At 70.2% G+C, this 19,153-nt stretch carries 17 protein-coding genes and 1 pseudogene; 11 read left to right on the forward strand and 7 right to left on the reverse strand.

Annotated elements, in window-relative coordinates; all coding sequences use genetic code 11:
* The 5 genes and pseudogenes from GUY59_RS50280 to GUY59_RS39215 all read left to right on the forward strand — a co-directional run.
* Nucleotides 1–696 (forward strand): annotated as a pseudogene (locus tag GUY59_RS50280) (hypothetical protein); the annotation flags it as partial.
* Nucleotides 697–1,088: 392 nt separating this feature from the next.
* Nucleotides 1,089–1,886, forward strand: a complete 798-nt coding sequence (locus GUY59_RS39200) for a DUF1838 family protein (protein WP_236667935.1) — start codon at nucleotides 1,089–1,091, stop codon at nucleotides 1,884–1,886.
* A complete protein-coding gene (locus GUY59_RS39205) occupies nucleotides 1,883–3,268 on the forward strand; it encodes an aldehyde dehydrogenase family protein (protein WP_138206691.1) in 1,386 nt (461 codons plus the stop codon). Before GUY59_RS39200 ends, GUY59_RS39205 begins: the two co-directional genes overlap by 4 nt.
* Before the next feature lie 3 nt (nucleotides 3,269–3,271).
* On the forward strand, nucleotides 3,272–3,715 hold the full coding sequence (locus GUY59_RS39210; protein ID WP_138206693.1) for a DUF3598 domain-containing protein: 444 nt from the start codon (nucleotides 3,272–3,274) through the stop codon (nucleotides 3,713–3,715).
* A complete protein-coding gene (locus tag GUY59_RS39215) occupies nucleotides 3,716–4,726 on the forward strand; it encodes a nitrilase-related carbon-nitrogen hydrolase (RefSeq protein WP_138206695.1) in 1,011 nt (336 codons plus the stop codon).
* Between the two features lie 7 nt (nucleotides 4,727–4,733).
* Here GUY59_RS39215 and GUY59_RS39220 read toward each other — a convergent pair whose 3' ends face one another.
* The 3 genes from GUY59_RS39220 to GUY59_RS39230 are packed head-to-tail and all read right to left on the reverse strand — an operon-like array spanning nucleotide 4,734 to nucleotide 7,257.
* A complete protein-coding gene (locus tag GUY59_RS39220) occupies nucleotides 4,734–5,522 on the reverse strand; it encodes an ABC transporter permease (RefSeq protein ID WP_138206697.1) in 789 nt (262 codons plus the stop codon).
* Entirely contained in the window at nucleotides 5,519–6,298 is a 780-nt protein-coding gene (locus GUY59_RS39225) for an ABC transporter permease (protein ID WP_138206699.1), read from the reverse strand. Before GUY59_RS39225 ends, GUY59_RS39220 begins: the two co-directional genes overlap by 4 nt.
* A complete protein-coding gene (locus GUY59_RS39230) occupies nucleotides 6,295–7,257 on the reverse strand; it encodes an ABC transporter substrate-binding protein (RefSeq protein WP_161714935.1) in 963 nt (320 codons plus the stop codon). Before GUY59_RS39230 ends, GUY59_RS39225 begins: the two co-directional genes overlap by 4 nt.
* A 224-nt stretch (nucleotides 7,258–7,481) precedes the next feature.
* Between GUY59_RS39230 and GUY59_RS39235 the strand changes: the two genes are divergently transcribed.
* Entirely contained in the window at nucleotides 7,482–8,291 is an 810-nt protein-coding gene (locus GUY59_RS39235) for a class I SAM-dependent methyltransferase (RefSeq protein WP_138206703.1), read from the forward strand.
* Nucleotides 8,292–8,301: 10 nt separating this feature from the next.
* On the opposite strand, the gene GUY59_RS39240 is transcribed toward GUY59_RS39235, so the two are convergent.
* Genes GUY59_RS39240 through GUY59_RS39255 form a run of 4 tightly spaced genes read right to left on the reverse strand, consistent with a single transcriptional unit; the run spans nucleotide 8,302 to nucleotide 12,240 of the window.
* Entirely contained in the window at nucleotides 8,302–9,750 is a 1,449-nt protein-coding gene (locus GUY59_RS39240; protein ID WP_138206705.1) for a dihydroorotase, read from the reverse strand.
* 32 nt (nucleotides 9,751–9,782) lie between these two features.
* On the reverse strand, nucleotides 9,783–10,559 hold the full coding sequence (locus GUY59_RS39245) for an ABC transporter permease (RefSeq protein ID WP_236667936.1): 777 nt from the start codon (nucleotides 10,557–10,559) through the stop codon (nucleotides 9,783–9,785).
* A complete protein-coding gene (locus GUY59_RS39250; protein ID WP_138206707.1) occupies nucleotides 10,556–11,365 on the reverse strand; it encodes an ABC transporter permease in 810 nt (269 codons plus the stop codon). Before GUY59_RS39250 ends, GUY59_RS39245 begins: the two co-directional genes overlap by 4 nt.
* Nucleotides 11,362–12,240, reverse strand: coding sequence for an ABC transporter substrate-binding protein (locus GUY59_RS39255; RefSeq protein WP_161714936.1), 879 nt, complete (start codon nucleotides 12,238–12,240; stop codon nucleotides 11,362–11,364). The genes GUY59_RS39250 and GUY59_RS39255 overlap by 4 nt, the downstream gene beginning before the upstream one ends.
* 576 nt (nucleotides 12,241–12,816) lie before the next feature.
* On the opposite strand from GUY59_RS39255, the gene GUY59_RS39260 reads away from it, so the two are divergent.
* The 5 genes from GUY59_RS39260 (at nucleotide 12,817) to ffh (ending at nucleotide 18,701) form a co-directional block, all read left to right on the forward strand.
* Entirely contained in the window at nucleotides 12,817–15,648 is a 2,832-nt protein-coding gene (locus tag GUY59_RS39260; RefSeq protein WP_138206711.1) for a sensor histidine kinase, read from the forward strand.
* Nucleotides 15,645–16,067: a roadblock/LC7 domain-containing protein gene (locus GUY59_RS39265; RefSeq protein WP_132335360.1), complete on the forward strand. Its 423-nt coding sequence runs from the start codon at nucleotides 15,645–15,647 to the stop codon at nucleotides 16,065–16,067. The genes GUY59_RS39260 and GUY59_RS39265 overlap by 4 nt, the downstream gene beginning before the upstream one ends.
* Nucleotides 16,068–16,198: 131 nt before the next feature.
* Nucleotides 16,199–16,522, forward strand: coding sequence for a DUF742 domain-containing protein (locus GUY59_RS39270; RefSeq protein WP_132335392.1), 324 nt, complete (start codon nucleotides 16,199–16,201; stop codon nucleotides 16,520–16,522).
* A 7-nt stretch (nucleotides 16,523–16,529) separates the two neighbouring features.
* Nucleotides 16,530–17,090 carry a GTP-binding protein gene (locus GUY59_RS39275; protein WP_132605169.1) on the forward strand — a complete coding sequence of 187 codons (561 nt, stop codon included), beginning with the start codon at nucleotides 16,530–16,532 and terminating at the stop codon, nucleotides 17,088–17,090.
* Between the two features lie 57 nt (nucleotides 17,091–17,147).
* The gene (gene ffh, locus GUY59_RS39280; RefSeq protein ID WP_132335356.1) at nucleotides 17,148–18,701 is read left to right on the forward strand and encodes a signal recognition particle protein; all 1,554 of its coding nucleotides are present in this window, start codon (nucleotides 17,148–17,150) and stop codon (nucleotides 18,699–18,701) included.
* Nucleotides 18,702–19,153 lie beyond the last annotated feature (452 nt).

Here is a 19,153-nt window from a genome sequence, read left to right on the forward strand (position 1 = left end):
CCCCCGCCCGGCCCCTCCGCCGGGCCCGTCGCCGTTCCAGGCCCTTTCGCCGGGCCCCGCGCCGATCCCGGCTTCTTCGCCCGGCCCGGCGCCTATCCCGGGCGTTCCGCCTCGCCCGGCGCCGAGCCGGAGCCGTTCTCCACGCCCGAGGTCGCGAATTGGCCGTCCTTCGCCACCGACCCCTCGGTCGCTCCGAGCCCGGGACCGCACGACCTCGGGCCGCCACCGCCATGGCCGGGCACACACGGCATGTACGCCCCCGCCCCACCTTCCAGGTCACCGGGATACGACCCGCTCCAGACCGGCCCGGCCGCCGGGCCGGGCGGCGACGACTACCTGCCGATCTTCGCCGCCGTGGAGTCGGCCTGGTTCGACCGCGACCGTAGCGATGTGTGGAGTTCGCCCCAGGCGGACGCCGGCTGGAGCGCCGCGCAGGCCGCCGCCAGCCCGGTCGACGACGGCGCCACCCCTTCCGGCCTGCCCAAACGAGTGCCGAGGGCCAACCTGGTGCCCGGCGCCGCCGACAGCGCCTCCACACCGAAGGGCGTGGCCCCCATTGCGCGGATCTCGCCCGAGCGGGTCCGCAACCGCCTGGAGGGTTTCCAGCAGGGCGTGCGCGCGGCGCGCGACGACATCGGCACGGGCAGCGCGCCGCCTCACCGCCGGCGCGGAACGCCTCCGAGGCAGGCCCCATGACCGGCAGGCCGCCCGTGAGCTGCTCCGATCCCGCCCGCCGCGCCCGTACGGCGCCGCGGCTCGACTCCACCGTTTGGTCCACCGTGCAGGAAAGGTGCTCAATGGTTACGAAAAGCGCTGAATCAGGCGGTGAGCCACCCCTGGACAATGCCGGTACACGCATGATCAGAATAGGCGTCACCCTGCTTTCACGGTGCGGAGCGTCCATGTTCACACGCAGATTGACGGCGTCTTTTGCTCTCGTCCTGTTGTTCGCGAGCGGCACCATTACCGGCCCGGCGGCCGCTGCCGAGGCCGGGAAGCCGACCCACCCCGGTCCGGTTTTCAGAACGGTCACCGGGAAAAGTGCCCTGCTCTCGCTCCAGACTTTCGGCCGCCCCGACGGCAAGGACATGGTTTTCCGGATTTCGGGCTCGGTTTTCGCGAACGTCACCGGCAACGCCCTCGACTCCGCCATGAGGCATGGCCAGAAGGTGTTCAACATCGAGGGATACAACATCCGGCGGCTCTACCGGGTGCCCGGGACCAACCAGCTTCACCAGCTCTCCCGCGAGATCGTCTTCTACACCGACCCCGCCGACCCGACGCGGATCGTACGCGAGTGGAAGAACCCCGTCGACGGCAGGACGTACCCGGTGGTCCCCATCAACAACGACGCGGTGAACTTCGGCCCGTTCCCGATCACCCCCTCCTACCAGGGGCCCCCGCTGGTGCGGCTGCACGACGAGACGGTGTGGACCAGCGACATCCCCGTACGTGCCGATCTGGGCGCCACGCTCGGCGAGCGGTTCGGCCTGCTGGGCGGCGTCTACACGGCGCAGGAGATGTTCGACTTCTCGGTGGACCAACGCGAGGTCGCCGCCCGCGCCGTCCCCGGTGTCGTCCCGCGCGGCGCGATGAAGACCAAGGTCAGCTGGGCGCGGACGAGCCCGTGGGCGCCGTTCATGTGCCTGGCGGAGACCGAGGTGCGCGGTGGCCTGACCTACCACGCCCGCGGCTGGACGCTCGACTCCTACGAGGACGTCGAGCCGTGGTTGCGCGCGGCGGTCGAGGCGGACCATCCGAGGTTCACCAGCGCGCCCGCCGAGCCGGGACCGAGCCAGAACTCCTGGACGTCGTTCCACGCCAAGCAACTCGGCAAGGGCGCCACCACCTGGGCGGGATGGTGCGCCGCCAACGGTCGATCATGAGCACCGTACGCAACCCGCTCACGGGCTGGGCCGAACGCGAGCTGGTGCCCGCGACGCCCGCCGAGCTGGCAAGCCTGGCGACCGAGCTGCGCGTGCGCGCCGACGAGTGGCGGCGGGCGGACCGCAAGAAGGCCCTGTCGGCGTTCGCCGCCGCGCTGGCGGCCGACGACGACCTGCTGGCCGCGCTGGTGGCCGACACCGGCCGGGTGGGGGAGTCGTCGCTGGAACGGCGGCTCGCCGCCGGCCTGGTAGGGCGCTGGGCCCGCGAGGCGCCCGCCCTGCTGAGGCCGCCCGCGCCGTCCGCCGCGTCGGTGCCGGGGATCGTGGTGGACGGCGACCTGGTGCCGTACGACCTCGTGGGGGTGATCAGCCCGTGGAACTTCCCGCTGCTCATGGCCCTCATCGACGCCGCGCCCGCGCTGGCGGCCGGCTGCTCCGTGCTGGTCAAACCGAGCGAGGTGGCCCCGCGCTTCATCGAGCCGCTGATGCGGCTGGTGCCTCCTGAGCTGCCGCTGCGGGTGGTCGAGGGCGACGGCGAGAGCGGGGCCGCGCTGGTGGGAATGGTGGACGCCGTGGTGTTCACCGGCAGCGTCGACACGGGACGGCGGGTGGCCGAGGCGGCGGCCCGCGCCTTCGTGCCGGCGTTCCTGGAGCTGGGCGGCAAGGACCCGGCGATCGTGCTGGCCGGCGCCGACCTCGACCGGGCCACGTCGGCGATCCTGTGGGGCGGCACCGCCAACGCCGGGCAGTCCTGCCAGTCGATCGAGCGGGTGTACGTCGAGCGCGGCGCGCACGACGCCTTCCTCGACCTGCTCGCGAGCAAGGCCGCCAGGGTGGGGCTGACGTGCGAGGGAGGCCCGATCGGCCCCATCATCCGGCCGGGGCACTGGCGGGTGATCGCCGCCCAGCTGGCCGACGCGACGGCCAAGGGCGCGATCGTGCACACGGGGGGTGAGATCGAGCGACACGGCGGCGGCCGCTGGTGCCGGCCCACCGTGTTGTCCCGGGTCACGCACGAGATGCGGGTCATGACGGAGGAGACGTTCGGCCCTGTGCTGCCGGTCATGGCCGTGGCCGGCGCCGAGGAGGCGGTGACCCTGGCCAACGACTCCGTCTACGGGTTGTCGGCCGCCGTCTTCGCCGCCTCGGAACAGGACGCCATGGAGGTGGCCGCGCGGCTGCGCGTGGGAGCGGTCAGCGTCAACGACGCGTCCCTGACCGCGCTCGTGCACGAAGGCGAGAAGGACTCCTTCGGCCTGTCTGGCCTGGGCCGCTCGCGCATGGGCGCCGCCTCGATCCGCCGGTTCCTGCGCCGCAGGACGTTCCTGATCAACCGTTCGCGGGCCGCCGACCCGTGGTGGCACCCGCTGGACAAGGAGTAGAACGTGGGACTTCGCGAGGACATGCCGCTGCTGGCACGGCACGAGGGCAAGTGGGAAGGCGAGTACGTGCACGTCGAACCCGGGGGCGCCGTGCTCGACCGGCACCGCGCCGAGATGACCTGCGCCATCGCCGGCGACGACGTCTACCACCAGACCAACCGCTACACCTGGGACGACGGCCGGGTCGAGGTGCACGAGTTCCCCGGCCGCCACCTCGGCGGCGGGCGCTGCGGATTCGACACCGACCGGCTCAAGGGCGAGTTCTGGGAGCTGGACGAGTCCACCATCTACCTGCGCTGGCAGTACAAGGCCGAAGGGGAGGACATGCGGCTGTTCGAGCTGATCGTGCTGAGCGAGACGGGCGACACCCGCAGCAGGGTCTGGCAGTGGATCCGCGACGGCGTCTGCGTGCGGCGTACGCTCATCAACGAGCGGCGGGTCGGCTGAATGACCGCTTTCACCGCGCTCGCCCTGCAGGTGGAGACCCGCGCCGTCAACGCGGCCGCCGATCCGCGGGCCGAGATCGCCGCCGCCGTCGAGCGGATCGCCGAACGGGTCCGCGGCTCGGCGGCCTGGCTCGGGCCGGGCCTGCGCCTGGTGGTGCTGCCGGAATACGTGCTGACCGGGTTCCCCATGCGGGAGAGCTTCGCCGAATGGCGTGACCGGGCCGCGCTGGACCCTGACGGCCCCGAATACCGCGCGCTCGGGGAGATCGCCGCGCGGCACGGGCTGTTCCTGTGCGTCAACGCGTACGAGCGGGACGAGCACTTCCCCGAGCTGTACTTCCAGGCGTCGGTGATCCTCTCCCCGCAGGGGGAGGCGGTGCTGCGCTACCGGCGGCTGCACTCGATGTTCACGCCGACCCCGTACGACGTGTGGGAGCGCTACCTCGACGTCCACGGCATGGACGGCGTGCTGCCGGTGGCCCGTACCGAGATCGGCAACCTGGCGGTCCTCGCCTCCGAGGAGGTCCTCATGCCCGAGCTGGCCCGCGCGCTGGCCCTGCGCGGAGCCGAGGTCTTCTGCCATCCCACGTCCGAGGCGTCCTCGCCGGAGCCGACGCCCAAGGCGATCGCCCGCCGTGCCAGGGCGGTGGAGAACCACGCCTTCGTGGTCTCGGCCAACAGCGGAGGCCTGTCCGGCATCGCGATCCCCGGCGACTCCACCAACGGCGGCTCCGAGGTGCTCGACCACGAGGGCCGGTTGCTGGCGCGGGCGGGCGCGGGCGAGTCGCTGGTGGCCGCCGCCGAGCTGGACCTCGCGGCGCTGCGCCGGCGCCGGCGGCGGCCCGGGATGGGCAACCTGCTCAGCCGTGTGAAGACCGGCCTGTGGGCCGAGGAGTACGCCCGCCACGACGTCGAGCGCCCCGGCGGCCTGGCGTCCGGCCCGCGCGAGCGGGCCTGGTTCACGGCCCGCCAGAAGGAGACGATCGAACGGCTGCTCGGCGGCGAGGGTTAGGCGAGGGTCAGACGCCGGTCCTGGCGCCCCGGTGCCAGGAGAGCACCAGCCGCTCGACGCCCAGGAACGCGGCGTTGAGCGCGATGCCGAGCAGCCCGAGGAGCACGATGCCCGCCCACATGGCAGGGATGTCGAACTGGCTCTGAGCCTCCAGCATGCGGTGCCCGATGCCCTCGCTGCTGCCGACCAGCTCCGAGATCACCATCATGATGAGCGCCAGCGACACGCTCAGCCGCAGCCCGGCGAAGATCTTCGGGGAGGCGGCGGGCAGGATGACGCGGGTGAGCCGCTGCCAGGGGCCCAGCCGGTAGACGACGCCGGTCTCGATGTACTGGCGGTCGACGTGGCGGGCGCCGTCCATGGAGTTGATCAGCACCGGCCAGATGACGCCGTACACGATGGAGGCCAGCTCCATCGGAGTGCCGATCTTGAACAGCACCAGGAAGACCGGCACCAGCGTGGACGGCGGCACCGAGCGGCCGAAGTGCACCAGCGGCTCGACCAGGGCCGACAGCCGCCGCGAGCGGCCGAGCGCCACGCCGGCCAGCACGCCCGCCGCGCATGCCATCGCCCACCCGGCGAACAACCTGGCCAGGCTCGGCAGCAGGTCGGCGACGGCCTCGTCGGTGAGAAACACCCGTGACGGCGGACCGGAGAACCACATCTCGTGCAGCCGGGTGACGACCCGCGACGGCGGCGGGAAGTACGCGGCCTGCGCCGAGCGCGTGGCCAGCTCCCAGGCGAGCACGGCCACGGGCAGCAGCCAGTACCACACCAGCCGCCGGGCTGCGGTCATGCCGGCTCTCCCGTACGCGCACCGTGCCAGCGGAACAGGCGGCGCTCGGCCGTCGCGAACAGCAGGTTGGCGGCCAGCCCGATGACACCGGCCCACAGCGGGGCGGCCAGCATGCGGTCGGTACGGTTGGCGCTGCCCGCCAGCGACTGGAACGCCCCGATCCCGCCCCCGCCCGGCGCCAGCAGCTCCACGCTCACCGCCACGATCAGGGTGACGGACACGGCGATGCGCACGCCGGTCGCGATGAACGGGGCCGCACTCGGCAGGCTCACCCGCAGCGCGACGGCCAGCGGCCCGAAGCCGAAGCTCCGCAGGGTGTCCTTGGCCAGCGGGTCGACGTCGCTCAGGCCGTACAGTGTGTTGATCAGCAGCGGCCACGAGCAGGTGTAGACGATCAGCGCGACCTTGGCGTCGTGGCTCACCGGGAACAGGAACATGGCCAGCGGGATCAGCGCCACCGACGGGATCGGCCGCAGGAACTCCACCAGGGGCCGCACCGACCGCTCCACGAACGACACCGTCCCGAGCAGCAGCCCGGCGGGCACGGCGACCGCGACCGCGATCGCCAGCCCGCTCACGCACGCCTCCAGCGTGGCCAGCACGTCGGCCCTGAACTGAGTCTCCAGCGGCAGCTCCGCCGCCGTGATCAGCACCCGCGACGCGTACGGCAGCACGTCGGGGACGATACCGAGACGGCCGGCCACCTCGGCGACGGCGAGGAACCCCGCCACGCCTGCCGCCCCGAGCGCCGCCCGCGCGATCCGCCGATCGATCATCCGCCCAGCGACGCGAACAGCTGCGCCGCGTCCACCTTGGACTTGAGGTAGCCGTAGCCGTGCAGCAGGTCGGCAAGCTTCTGCACGTTGGCCCTGTCGGCCTCCATCGAGAACGTGCCGAGCGTCATCGCCGCCGCCGCGTCGGCGGGGATCTGCGTGTACGTCGGCACGATCTCGTCGATGGCCTTGCGATCCTCGCCCGCGATCTGCTGGGCCTTGGCCAGGGCACGGTGGAAGGCGGCGGCCGTCCTGGGGTTCTTGGTCAGCCAGTCCTGGGTGACGCCCCATCCGTCGATCGGCACGCCCGCGGTGACGCCGTCGGTGGTGTCGATGATCTGGGTGGCGCCGTCCTTCTTCGCCGCGGTCAGGAACGGCTCGACCAGCCAGGCGGCGTCGACCTTGCCCGAGGACAGCGCGCTGATCTGGTCGGCGAACTGCACGGGGACGTATTTGACGTCGTCCGGCTTGAGCCCGGCCTCCTGAAGGTGGGCGTTGGTCAGCGTCTGCCCGAGCGCCTTCAGCACGTTGACGGCGATCGTCTTGCCCTTGAGGTCGGCGGCGGCTTTGATCGGCGAGCCCTTGGCCACGACGACGCCGGCGACGTCGGGCGCGGCCTCCTGGCTGTGCTGGAAGAGTTTGAGCGTGGCCGCGCCCGAGTCGTTGATCGCCATCAGTGACACGTAGCTCGTCAGGAAGGCGTCCATGCTGCCGTTGAGGATCTTCGGCATGACCGCCTGCGGAGCCTGGATGATCTCCGTCTTGACGGTCAGCCCCTCCTCCTTGAAGAAACCACGTTTCTCCGCGATGAACAGCGGCGCCGACGACGGCACGGGCACCACGCCGACCAGCAGCTGCGTCTTCTCCAGCCCGCCCGTGGTCGATCCAGGGGCCGCGGTGCCGCCGTCGCTCTCGCCTCCCCCTCCGCACGCGCTCAGCGAGAGGGCGAACGCCATGCTCATGGCTAGTATCCTGGCCAGCTTCATCGCTTCTGCCTTTCTGGGGGACAAGAGGGGGGTGCCCAGAGGGTCGTCAGGACGTCGAGCCTACGGTAACCCGATCCACCCGGGCCCACCCTTTGTCGATCACGCACCGGCATGGCAAGCTCGGGTCCGGCACATCTGATCATCGGACCCACCGCACGGCGCCCCCCCGGGCCGCGTGCCTGCTGATTGCGAGGAAGCTGATGAATGCCAAGGACTACATGGCCGGCGTTTTCGACCGCGCGTCCGGCAGCTACGAGCGCGTCGGCGTGCCGTTCTTCGCGCCCGTCGCCGCCGAGCTCGTACGCCGCGCCGCCCCCGGCCCCGGCGACCACGTGCTGGACGCCGGCTGCGGCACCGGCGCCTCGCTCCTGCCCGCCGCCCACGCCGTCGGCCCCACCGGCCGGGTCGTCGGGCTCGACCTCGCGCCCGGAATGGTGGCCGCCGCGACCGCCGAGGTGGAGCGCCACGGCCTCACCCAGACGGCCGTCGTGCTCGGCGACGCGGAGCACGCGGAGGAACTGCTGCCGGGCGAGCGGTTCGACATCGTGCTGGCCGGGATGATGCTCTACTTCCTTCCCGACCCGCCCGCCGCCGTGCGGTCCATGGCCGGGCTGCTGCGGCCGGGCGGGCGGCTGGCGGCCAGCCTGCTGGTCCGGTCGAGCGCCGCGGAGGCCGAGCTGTTCGCGCTGGTGGAGAGGGCGCTGGCCCCCTACACCTCGGGCGCGGGCAGCGCGCCGTTCCACCACACCCTGGGCGGGCAGGGGGAGCTGACCGCGCTGTTCGAGCAGGGCGGGCTGACCGACGTCGAATGCGCGGACGTGGTGTTCGAGGTGGCCGTCGGGGCCGGGCAGGTGTGGGACTGGCTCTGGTCGGCCGCCCGCAGGGCCTCGCTGGAGAGCATCCCCGAGGCCCTGCGCCCCGAAGCCAGGGCCGCGCTGGAGGCGGCGTTGCCGCAGGAAGGTTTCCTGCTGGCCCGCACCGTGCGCTACGCCACCGGCACGCGCGCGTGAGGCGGAGGCCTCAGGCGGGCCGGGGAACGTAGCGTCCCACCGGACGGCCCACGACCTTGCCGGCGTCCAGCACGTGGTTGCCGCGCACGAACGTGTCCGTCACCTTGGCGGTCAGCTCGAAGCCCTCGAACGGCGTGTACTCCTGCGTCGACTCCGAGTCCTGGGCGCGCACGGTCCACGTGCTCTCGGGGTCGACCAGGCAGATGTCGGCGTCGAAACCGGGGGCGATCGTGCCCTTGGTGCGCAGACCGTACCTCTTGGCGGGGTTCCAGGAGGTCAGCGCGGCGATCCGGCCGTACGGCAGACCTCTGCGGCGGCCCTCGGTGATCAGGCCGGGCAGCAGGTATTCCGCCCCGCCGAACCCGGCCTTGGCCACGAACACGTCGTCGCGCGGGTCGCCGAACTTGAGCTCGTCGCGGCAGCAGGCGTGGTCGCTGACCACCCAGTCCACGGTGCCGTCGAGCACGTACTCCCACAGCGCCTCGACGTCCTCCCGCGGCCTGATCGGCGGGTTGACCTTGGCGCCGAGGCCGCTGGCCGTGTCGACGTCGGCCAGCAGGTGACCGATCGTGACCTCGCGGCGGAAGTCGATGTGCGGGAACGTCGCCGCCATGCGGACGGCCGCGTCCAGCGCCTTGCGGGACGACAGGTGCAACAGGTTGACGTTGGCCAGCCCTGTCTCGTGGGCGAGGTAGGAGGCGACGAAGACGGCCAGCCCCTCGGAGTGCTGGGGGCGCGAGGCGCTGTAGGCGGCCAGCCCGCGGAGGTCTCCCGCCTCCTCCACCAGCTTCGTGTACGCCGTCATGATCTCGGCCGTCTCGCAGTGCAGCGACAACGAGATCTCGCCGGCCAGCTCCGGCAGGCGCTCCCTGGCCGCCTGCACGCCGCGCATGACGAACTCGAAGTGCGCGTAGTCGTAACGCTCGCCCTCCGGCAGCATGAGGAAGGCCCGCTGGTCGTCGGAGCGCCCGTGCAGCCCGTGCCCGCCGTAGAACATGAAGATCTTGAACGACGGCACCCCGAACCGCTCGACCAGGTCGGGCAGTTCGTCGATGTGCCCGCGCGACATGGGCGCCAGGTGGAAGCCGTAGTCGACGTAGGCCCGGCCCTCGGCCTGCCGGAGCACCTCGGGGAAGAACTCGGCGTAGGGTCCGCCCTTGTTCAGATAGTACTGGCCGGTCCGCATGTACGTCAGCGCGGTGGTCACGCCGCCCTGCGCGCTCGCCCGGCTCTCCGACCCGGTGTCCTCGGACAGCGGGTTGTAGATGCCCCAGTGCTGGTGGGCGTCCACGACGCCGGGGAAGGCCAGCTTGCCGCCGCCGTCGATCACCTCGCCGGCGCCGCTCAGCCCCGGCTCCACGCGTACGACGCGGCCGTCCTCGACGGCGATGTCCGCCGCGACGGGCTCGTCGTGCTCGTGGGTGACGACCTTCACGTTCTTCAGCAACAGCTCGGTCACGGGGGAGTTTCTCTCCTAAAGCGATTGAGCGATCAAGCGATGCGGTGGGCGTCGCGGTGCCACGCCAGCACGCGCCGCTCTACCATGAGGAACAGGGAGTTCAGTACGAAGCCCAGCACGCCGAGCACCAGGACGCCCGCCCAGATGGCCGGCATGTCGGCGCTGTTGTTGGCGAGGTTGAGCAGGTAGCCGATCCCCTCCGTGCTGCCCTTCAGCTCGCTGATGACCATGAGGATCAGCGCCAGCGAGACGCTCAGGCGCAGCCCCGCGAAGATCTTCGGGGCCGCGGAGGGCAGGATGATGCGGAAAATCCGTAGCGTAGCCGGCACGCCGAACACGGTGGCGGTCTCGACCTTCAGCCGGTCGACGCTGCGGGCGCCGTCGATCGAGTTGAGCAGGATCGGCCAGATGATGCCGAAGACGATGGTCGCCACCTGCACCTGGGTGCCCATCGTGAACAGCACGAGGAAGAGCGGGAGCATGACCGGCGGAGGCACCGCGCGGGCGAACTCGACCAGCGGCTGCACGAAGTCGGCCAGCCAGGCGGCCCTGCCCAGCGCGACGCCGAGCGTCACGCCCACGACCACCGCGACGGCCCACGCCCCCGTCACCCTGACGAGGCTGGGCACGAAGTTCTCGACGGCCTCCTCGGTGAGGATGTAGGGCCCGGACAGCCACATGTCGTACATGCGGATCACGATCAGTGACGGCTCCGGCAGGTACGCGATGTCGAGGCTGCGGGCCAGCAACTCCCAGCCGCCGAGGACGACGGGGACCAGCCACAGCCGCTTGAGCAAGGTGAGCATCATGTCGTTCGCCACCTGAACAGACGTCGCTCGGCCCGTACGAGCACGATGTTGACGACGAGCCCGAGGAAACCCGCCCACAGCAGGGCGGCCAGGACGTCGATCATGGCGTCGGCGCCGATGCCCGTGCTCGCCTGGATGAGGAAGCTGCCGATGCCGGTCGAACCGCCCACGATGTACTCCACGCTGATCGCCAGGATGAGCGTGATGGACGCGGCGAGCCGCACCCCTGTCGCGATGAAGGGGGCCGCGCTCGGCAGGGACACCCGCCACAACACGGCTCCGGCGCCGAACCCGAAGGTGCGCAGCGTCTCCTTGCTCACCGGGTCGACGTCGCGCATGGCGTACATGGTGTTGATCAGGATGGGCCAGGACGCGGCGAAGACGATGAGCGCGACCTTGGCGTTGAGCTCCGAAGGGAAGAAGAACAGCGCCAGCGGGATCAGCGCCACCGAGGGGATGGGCCGCAGGAACTCGACGAACACCCGGGTCATCTCCTCGATCACCGGGATCGTTCCCAGCACCAGGCCGATCGGGACCGCGACCAGGACGGCGAGCGGCAGCCCGATGACCGCGGCGGTGAGTGTGCCCAGCACGTGGTCGAGGAACTCCGGGTCGACGGCGAGGGCGACGGTCCTGGCCAGCGTGTCCACGGCCGGCGGCAGCCACTTGACGGCGCCCGACATGCCGAGGACCTGCCACAGCAGCAGAAAGCCCGCCACACCTGCGGCGTGGCGGGCGAATTTGACCAGCCGGGCACGGGCGAGCGGGGCCCGCTCGCGCCGCGCCGGTGTGACGGTAGCCGTCATCCCTGGGTGGGAGCCGTGTAGATCAGGGACTTGACGTCCATCTCCTTCTTCAACATGCCCGAGTCGAGCATCAGGTCCGCCACCCGCTGGATGCGCTCCGCGCTCAGCGAGGTCGGGTAGGCGCCCAGGTTGATCGTGGCGGCGGTCTCTGCCGGGATCTTGGTGAAGGTCGGCAGGACCTTCGTCACCGCGCTACGGTCGGTGGCCGCGATCTGCTGCGCCTTGGCCATGGCCCGCTGGAACGCCGCCAGCGTCTTGGGGTTGTCGGCGACCCACTTCTCCGTGGCGGCCCATCCGGTGATCGGCAGGCTCTCGGTCGGGCCCGACATCGTGTCCACCAGCATGGTGGCGCCGAGCTCCTTCTTCGCCTCGCTGACGTACGGGTCGGTCATCCAGACGGCGTCCACGTCGCCCTTGTCGAGCGAGGAGAGCCAGTTGGTCGTCGGGACCTCGACGTACTTGATGTCCTTCTCGGGGTCGAGGCCGGCGACCTTGAAGTGCGGGTTCATGGTGAGGGTGCCCAGACCCGCGAGGGCGTTGACCCCGACCTTCTTGCCCTTGAGGTCGGCGACCTTCTCGATGGGGGAGTCCTTCTTCACCATGATGCCGAAGGCGCCCTGCGCGCCTTGGTAGGAGTCGGCGATGTACTTGAACTTCTCGGTGCCCTGTTCCTGGATCGTCAGGATGGTGGCGTAGCTACCGAGAACGACGTCCATGGCGCCGTTCGAAAGCTTGCCCAAGACCTGCTGCGGAGCCTGGATGGGCTCCTGCTTGACGGTGAGGCCCTCTTCCTTGAAGAAGCCTCGTTCCATGGCGATGAACAGCGGCGCCGAGTCCGCGCCGGGATATTGGCCGATCAGCAGGTCGGTCTTCATACCGGCGTCGGCGCCTGAGCCCTCGGCCGTGTCGTCAGAACCGGAGCACCCAGTGACGACGAGGGTGGCCACAAGCCCAACCAGGGCAGTACGCCCTAATGCACCGAACCGCATTGCGGGTCTCCTTTGAACCGGGGGGTGAGTGCGAACGGGGGTGTTCAACGACGGTGGCACCTTAGCGCAGGCTGCGGTTACCGGGTCACCTGGAACACCGGAAATTAACAAGATATATCCACATATATGGGCATTTGTGTTGATTTGTCCGATTGCCAGAAAACCTGGAGTCCTTGACATGGGACACGTGGGGCAGGTGTGGTGAATTGCGTAAAATGCTGAGCCGTGTGTCGCTTGTGATCTTTGCGGTATTGGCCGATCTCAGGTAGATGTGCTCCAATTAGCTCTCGCCCCAAGGGTGCGTCAGCGTCACACTGCAAACATGCGTAAAAGACGTGAACTACGTGCACCAGGCCATCCGAGGAGAGGTTGCGGAGGCAAGTGAAGACTGTGGTCCCCCCTACGGGCGGCGAACAGGGCTTAACAGAACAAGCCCCCCGACAAGGCCCCCGTGGGCCAGAAATGTCCGAGCCGGACGGTGCGGACGCGGTCGTCAACCGCCGGGCGGGTTCCCGCTTCTCCCTGCGCAACTGGCGAGTGCGCTCGAAACTGCTGGTCCTGGTCGTCATCCCCACCCTCGCCGCGCTCGTGTTCGGCGGTCTGCGCGTCACCACCTCGATCGCCACCGCCGGTGAGTACGCCCAGGTCAACGAAGTGGCCGTGCTCGCCAGCCGGCTGACCGCCCTCGCCCACGAGGTCGAGCGGGAACGTGACCTCACGGCCCGCTACGTCGCCGGCGGCCGCCGAGGCGTGGAAAAGGTGCCCGAGGACGTCGCGGCCCAGTACGAGAACGTCGACAAACTCGTCACCGAGGTCAAGCCGGGCGTCGAGGCCCTCGTGAACACGGACAACTCCGCGGCTCCCGACGCCCTGCGCATCAGCAACCGCTTCAACGAGCTCGCCACCTCGCGTGAGACCGCGATCTCCTCACAGCTCGACGTGAACTCCGTCATCGAGCTGTACGACCGCACCATTTCCGACTTCCTCTCTCTCAACGACAAGATCGACCAGGGCGCGGTGGACAAGGAGCTGTCGGCCAGCGTGTCCGGCTTCGCCGCCCTCGCCAGAGCCAAGCAGTACGTCTCCACCCAGCGCGCGCTGCTCGTCGCCGCCCTGGCCCGCGGCGAGTTCGGCAAGACCGAGCTCGACGCCTTCATCGCCGCCCGCGCCCAGCGGAACAGCGAGCTCGCCACCTTCAAGTCGCAGGTCTCCCTCCAGCTCCGCCAGGCCTACGACGACACCGTCAGCGGCCGGGCCGTCGACCGCGCCGAGGTCCTGCTGGCCCGGGCCCTGCTTCTCCAGGACGACGGCCTGCCCCTGCGCGACCGCAGGCTCGGCCTGGCCCGCGACGGCAAGGCCTGGTTCGACGCCATCAGCGAGACCATCGACGGGATGCGCTCCGTCGAGCAGCAGACCGCCGACTCCATCGTGCTGCGCAGCCGCACCCTGGAAGGCGCGGAGCAGCAGAACGCCGTGATCGTCGGCGGCGCCATCGCCGCCCTGCTCCTCCTCGTCCTGCTGGTCACCGTCTTCATGGCCCGCTCGCTGAGCGGCCCCCTGCGCAGGCTCCGCAGGGAAGCGCTGTTCATCGCCGGCCGCCGCCTGCCGGAGACCGTCCAGAAACTCCGCGAGAGCGGTGAAGGCTCGATCGGAGCCGTGAGCCCGATCGGTGTCGCCTCCAACGACGAGATCGGTGAAGTCGCGCGGGCGTTCGACGAGGTGCATCGTGAGGCGGTGCGGCTGGCGGGTGAGGAGGCGCGGCTGCGCAGCAATGTGAACGCGATGTTCGTGAACCTGTCGCGGCGTAGTCAGACGCTGGTGGAGCGGCAGATCACGTTGATCGACGGTCTGGAGCAGGGTGAGCAGGACGAGCAGCGGCTCGGGAACCTGTTCAAGCTGGACCACCTGGCCACGCGTATGCGGCGTAACAGTGAGAACCTGCTGGTGCTGGCGGGTCAGGACCCGCCGCGCCGCTGGAGCAAACCCGTCAAGCTGGTCGACGTGGCGCGCGCGTCGTTGTCCGAGGTGGAGAACTACGAGCGGGTCGTGCTGCAGGTTCCCGATGGTGTGTCGGTGGCCGGTCAGGCGGTCAACGACGTCATTCACCTGATCGCGGAGCTGGTGGAGAACGCGCTGTCGTTCTCGCCGCGTGAGACGCGGGTGACGGTGTCGGGCAGCAGGATCGACGGCGGCGGCGTGATGTTGTCGATCACCGACTCCGGCATCGGCATGACCGCCGACGAGCTCGCCCAGGCCAACGAACGCCTCATGGACGCTCCCACCGTGGACGTGTCGGTGTCGCGGCGCATGGGCCTGTTCGTGGTCGCCCGCCTGGCGCACCGCCACGGCATCCGGGTGCAACTGCGTCCCCACGGCTCGGGCGGGCTGACCGCCATGGTCCTCATGCCGGAGTCGCTCCTCGGCACCCAGGCCCCCTCCTACGGTCCGGCGTCCGCGAACAACGGCATGGGACAGCAGGAAAGGTCGTACGACGAGGGCTTCGGCGCCCGTCAGCCGGCGGCGCAGCCGCCCGTTCCTCAGTGGGGATCGGGCGGAGGCTACCAGCCGGGCCCCGGGCACCCGTCGTTCCCCTCCGAGCCTTCCTTCCCGTCGCAGCCCTCGTTCTCCTCACAGCCCTCCTCCTTCTCCCCCCGGGGGAGCATGGACTCCGGCTGGTCGTCCGACCCGCGCAACAACGGCGGCGGCTACGACACCGCCGACGTCTGGGTCCCCTCGCGCAATCCCGCGAGCCCGCCCGGCAACTGGATGAGCAACAGCAACCCGCTGCCCCAGCGGCCCACCGCCGACCGGGCGAACGCCGGCAGACCCGACCCCGACGCGGGAAGGTACGACTTCCCCGAGACCGAGTCCGCCGCGACGGGCCCGATTCCCGTCGTCAAGCCCGCCTCGGCCGGGGACGAATATCTGCCGATCTTCGCCTCTGTCGAGTCGGCCTGGTTCGAACACGGTCCGGACAGCGGCGCCACCTGGGGCTCCGCCAAGGCCGACGCCGGCTGGAGCGCCGCCGAAGCCGTCGTCGAGCCCGTACGTGACGGCGCGACGGCCGCGGGGCTGCCCAAGCGGGTGCCCAAGGCCAACCTGGTGCCCGGCTCCGCCGACACCGTCTCCGCGCCGAAGGGCGTCGCACCGATGCCGGCGGTCTCGCCGGACCGGGTGCGCAGCCGGCTCTCCAGTTTCCAGCAGGGGTTCCGGGCGGCACGTGATGACATCAGCGAGGGCAGGACGTATCCCTCCGGCCCCAGGAGTGTTGAAAGCAGGGATGAGCGGTCATGAGTGACCTGAGCCAGTCGGCACGCGGGGTGGATTGGTTAATCACCGACTTCGTCAGCTCTGTCCCCGGGGTCGCGCACGCGGTGGTCGTCTCGTCCGACGGATTACCGCTGGCGGCGTCGTCGGGGTTTCCCGCTGATCGGGCGGATCAGCTGGCGGCCATCGCGTCGGGCCTGGTGAGTTTGACGCAGGGTGCGGCGCGGGTGTTCGAGGGGGGTGCGGTCAATCAGACGATCGTGGAGATGCAGCGTGGGTTGATGCTGATCATGTCGGTCAGTGATGGTTCGTGTCTGGCTGTGCTGGCGGCTCCGGATTGTGACATGGGGTTGGTGGCGTACCAGATGACGCTGATGGTTGATCGCGCCGGTCAGGTGCTGACTCCGGCTGTGCGTGCGGAGTTGCGCGCCAGCCAGACCAGGTGATGTAGGTGACAGACCCCCGATGGAACAACGGCGGCTGGAATCCCCACAGCGGCGGTTGGAACTCCCACAACAGCGGCAGCTGGGAGCCCCCGCCTCCTCCGCAGCCCGCTAGCTCCGACCCCGCCTCGCCGGTGCGGCCCTACGCCGTCACGGGCGGGCGTACCGCGCCCAGGGTCAAGCTGGCGATGGAGGCCCTCGTGTCCTCGGCCACGGCCGAGCACCGGGAGTTCTCGCACATCACGCCCGAGTACAAAGCGATCAGCCAACTGTGCCTCCAGGTCAGATCCGTGGCCGAGGTGTCGGCCCTGCTGCGGATCCCGCTCGGCGTGGTGCGTGTGCTGATCGCCGACATGGCGGCCGAGGGCCTGGTACGGGTGCATCAGCCGCAGCTGGATGAGGGTAGGCCGGACGTCAACCTGCTGGAAAGGGTGCTCAGTGGACTTCGCAGGCTCTAGCCCCGGTTTGACCTCGACGAAGATCGTTGTCGCCGGGGGCTTCGGGGTGGGCAAGACGACGTTCGTCGGCGCGGTGTCGGAGATCATGCCGTTGACCACGGAGGCCGTCATGACGGACGCCTCCGCGGGCATCGACGATCTGGGCATGACGCCGTTGAAGTCGACCACGACCGTGGCGATGGACTTCGGCCGGGTCTCCCTCGATCGTGATCTGATCCTCTATCTGTTCGGCACGCCCGGGCAGCACCGGTTCTGGTTCATGTGGGACGACCTCGTGCGCGGGGCCATCGGCGCCGTGGTGCTGGTCGACACCCGCCGTCTGGCCGACAGCTTCCCCGCCATCGACTACTTCGAGGAGGCGCAACTGCCGTTCATCGTGGGAGTGAACGGCTGGGACGGCCAGTACGCCCACAGCGATGCCGAGGTCCGCGACGCCCTCACCCTGGCCCCGCACATCCCGATGGTGCGCCTCGACGCCAGGTCGAAGGACTCCGTCAAGGCCGCTCTGATCAACCTCGTCGAACACGCCCTCACGGTTCGGATGGCCGTGCCCGGCTGGAGCGGCTAGCAGAGCGGCTAGGCTGGACGCTTAGACGTACCTTCGCTTCGAGGACTGGCCAACCACGTGTTCGAGACGCTATCCGACCGGTTGACATCGGTCTTCTCCTCCCTCCGATCCAAGGGGCGGCTGTCCGATGCCGACATCGACGCCACCACCCGTGAGATCCGCATCGCGCTGCTCGAGGCCGACGTCGCCCTTCCTGTGGTCAAGGCGTTCGTCGCCCAGGTCAAAGAGCGCGCCCGCGGCGCAGAGGTCTCCCAGGCGCTGAACCCGGCGCAGCAGGTCGTCAAGATCGTCAATGACGAGCTGATCGGGATCCTCGGCGGTGAGACCCGCAGGCTCCGCTTCGCCAAGACGCCGCCGACCATCATCATGCTCGCCGGCCTCCAGGGCGCGGGCAAGACCACACTGGCGGGCAAGCTGGCCCGATGGCTGCGCGAGCAGGGGCACGCGCCCATGCTGGTCGCCGCCGACCTCCAGCGGCCCAACGCCGTCCAGCAGCTCGAGGTCGTGGGCGAGCGCGCCGAGGTCGCCGTCTACGCGCCCGAGCCGGGCAACGGCGTCGGCGACCCGATCGGCGTCGCCCGCGGCTCCATCGACGAGGCCAGGCGCCTGCAGCACGACATCGTCATCATCGACACCGCGGGCCGGCTCGGCATCGACCAGGAGATGATGCGCCAGGCCGCCGACATCCGCGACGCGGTCTCACCCGACGAGGTCCTGTTCGTCGTCGACGCCATGATCGGCCAGGACGCCGTCACGACGGCGCAGGCCTTCATGGAGGGCGTCGGCTTCGACGGCGTCGTGCTGACCAAGCTCGACGGCGACGCCCGCGGCGGCGCGGCGCTGTCGGTCAGGCACATCACCGGCCGGCCCATCATGTTCGCCTCCACGGGCGAGAAACTGGAAGACTTCGACGCCTTCCACCCCGACCGGATGGCCTCCCGCATCCTCGACATGGGTGACATCCTCACCCTGATCGAGCAGGCCCAGAAGACGTTCGACGAGGAGCAGGCCGCCAAGATGGCGGGCAAGCTCACCTCGGGCGAGAACTTCACGCTCGAAGACTTCCTCGAGCAGATGCAGATGGTCCAGAAGATGGGGCCGATCAAGAACCTGCTCGGCATGATGCCCGGCATGGGGCAGATGCGCGACCAGATCAACTCCATCGACGACCGCGACCTCGACCGCATCGCGGCCATCATCCGCTCGATGACCCCGGGCGAGCGCCAGGACCCCAAAATCATCAACGGCTCTCGCCGCGCCCGCATCGCCGCCGGTTCCGGCGTCACCGTCAGCGCCGTCAACAACCTCGTCACCCGCTTCTTCGAGGCCCAGAAGATGATGAAGCGGATGGCCGGCGGCATGGGCATCCCCGGCATGCCGGGCGGGAGCGGCGGCCGCGGCAAGGGCGGCAAGTCGAAGAAGGGCAAGAAGGGGCGGCGCGTCAGCGGCGACCCGCGCAAGGCCGCCCTCGGCAAACCCGCCGCCGACACGCCCGCCGAGCCCAAGCAGGGCGGGGGAGCGCTGGGCAATCTCGGCGGCAAACTGCCGCCGGGGGTGGAGTTGCCGCCCGGCTTCGACCCTTCCAAGCTCCGCCTCCCCGGCCAGAAGTAACCACACCCCCGCCGGCGCCCACCTCATCCGGGCGCCCGGCGGGCCCACCACCCGACCTCCGGCCGTCCCGGCCCGCGCCCTCGGTCGTCCCGGTCACCGCGCCTCCTACCGGTCCGGCCACCGCACCCCCGGCCGTCCCGGTCACCGCGCCTCCTACCGGTCGGTTACCGCGCCTCCATCGCCCCCGGCCATCGCGCCTCTGGCGGCTTGGTTATCGCGTTTCCGTTCGGTCGGGTTGCCGCACCTCCCGCCAGCCGGCGCGGCCATTACGCTTCCGGTCGATCATGTTATGCCGTATCAGGTCGGCCGGGTCATTGTGCCTCGGGTCGGCATGGTCAGTGCGCCGCCGGTTCGGTCGGTCGGTCACCACTCCTCCCAGCGGACGGACCACCGTGTCCGACCACCGCGCCTCCGGCCGCTCCGGAGGCGCGGTGGTCGGACACGGTGGTCCG

The organism is Nonomuraea sp. K271 (assembly GCF_009908215.1).
GTDB classification, from domain to species: Bacteria; Actinomycetota; Actinomycetes; order Streptosporangiales; family Streptosporangiaceae; genus Nonomuraea; species Nonomuraea longispora.

Coding starts and splice junctions, on each gene's coding strand:
- GUY59_RS39200 (WP_236667935.1), top strand. CDS start 1,089: ATGGTTTTCCGGATTTCGGGCTCGGTTTTCGCGAACGTCACCGGCAAC.
- GUY59_RS39205 (WP_138206691.1), top strand. CDS start 1,883: ATGAGCACCGTACGCAACCCGCTCACGGGCTGGGCCGAACGCGAGCTG.
- GUY59_RS39215 (WP_138206695.1), top strand. CDS start 3,716: ATGACCGCTTTCACCGCGCTCGCCCTGCAGGTGGAGACCCGCGCCGTC.
- GUY59_RS39220 (WP_138206697.1), bottom strand. CDS start 5,522: ATGACCGCAGCCCGGCGGCTGGTGTGGTACTGGCTGCTGCCCGTGGCC.
- GUY59_RS39225 (WP_138206699.1), bottom strand. CDS start 6,298: ATGATCGATCGGCGGATCGCGCGGGCGGCGCTCGGGGCGGCAGGCGTG.
- GUY59_RS39230 (WP_161714935.1), bottom strand. CDS start 7,257: ATGAGCATGGCGTTCGCCCTCTCGCTGAGCGCGTGCGGAGGGGGAGGC.
- GUY59_RS39235 (WP_138206703.1), top strand. CDS start 7,482: ATGAATGCCAAGGACTACATGGCCGGCGTTTTCGACCGCGCGTCCGGC.
- GUY59_RS39245 (WP_236667936.1), bottom strand. CDS start 10,559: ATGATGCTCACCTTGCTCAAGCGGCTGTGGCTGGTCCCCGTCGTCCTC.
- GUY59_RS39250 (WP_138206707.1), bottom strand. CDS start 11,365: ATGACGGCTACCGTCACACCGGCGCGGCGCGAGCGGGCCCCGCTCGCC.
- GUY59_RS39255 (WP_161714936.1), bottom strand. CDS start 12,240: ATGAAGACCGACCTGCTGATCGGCCAATATCCCGGCGCGGACTCGGCG.
- GUY59_RS39260 (WP_138206711.1), top strand. CDS start 12,817: ATGTCCGAGCCGGACGGTGCGGACGCGGTCGTCAACCGCCGGGCGGGT.
- GUY59_RS39265 (WP_132335360.1), top strand. CDS start 15,645: ATGAGTGACCTGAGCCAGTCGGCACGCGGGGTGGATTGGTTAATCACC.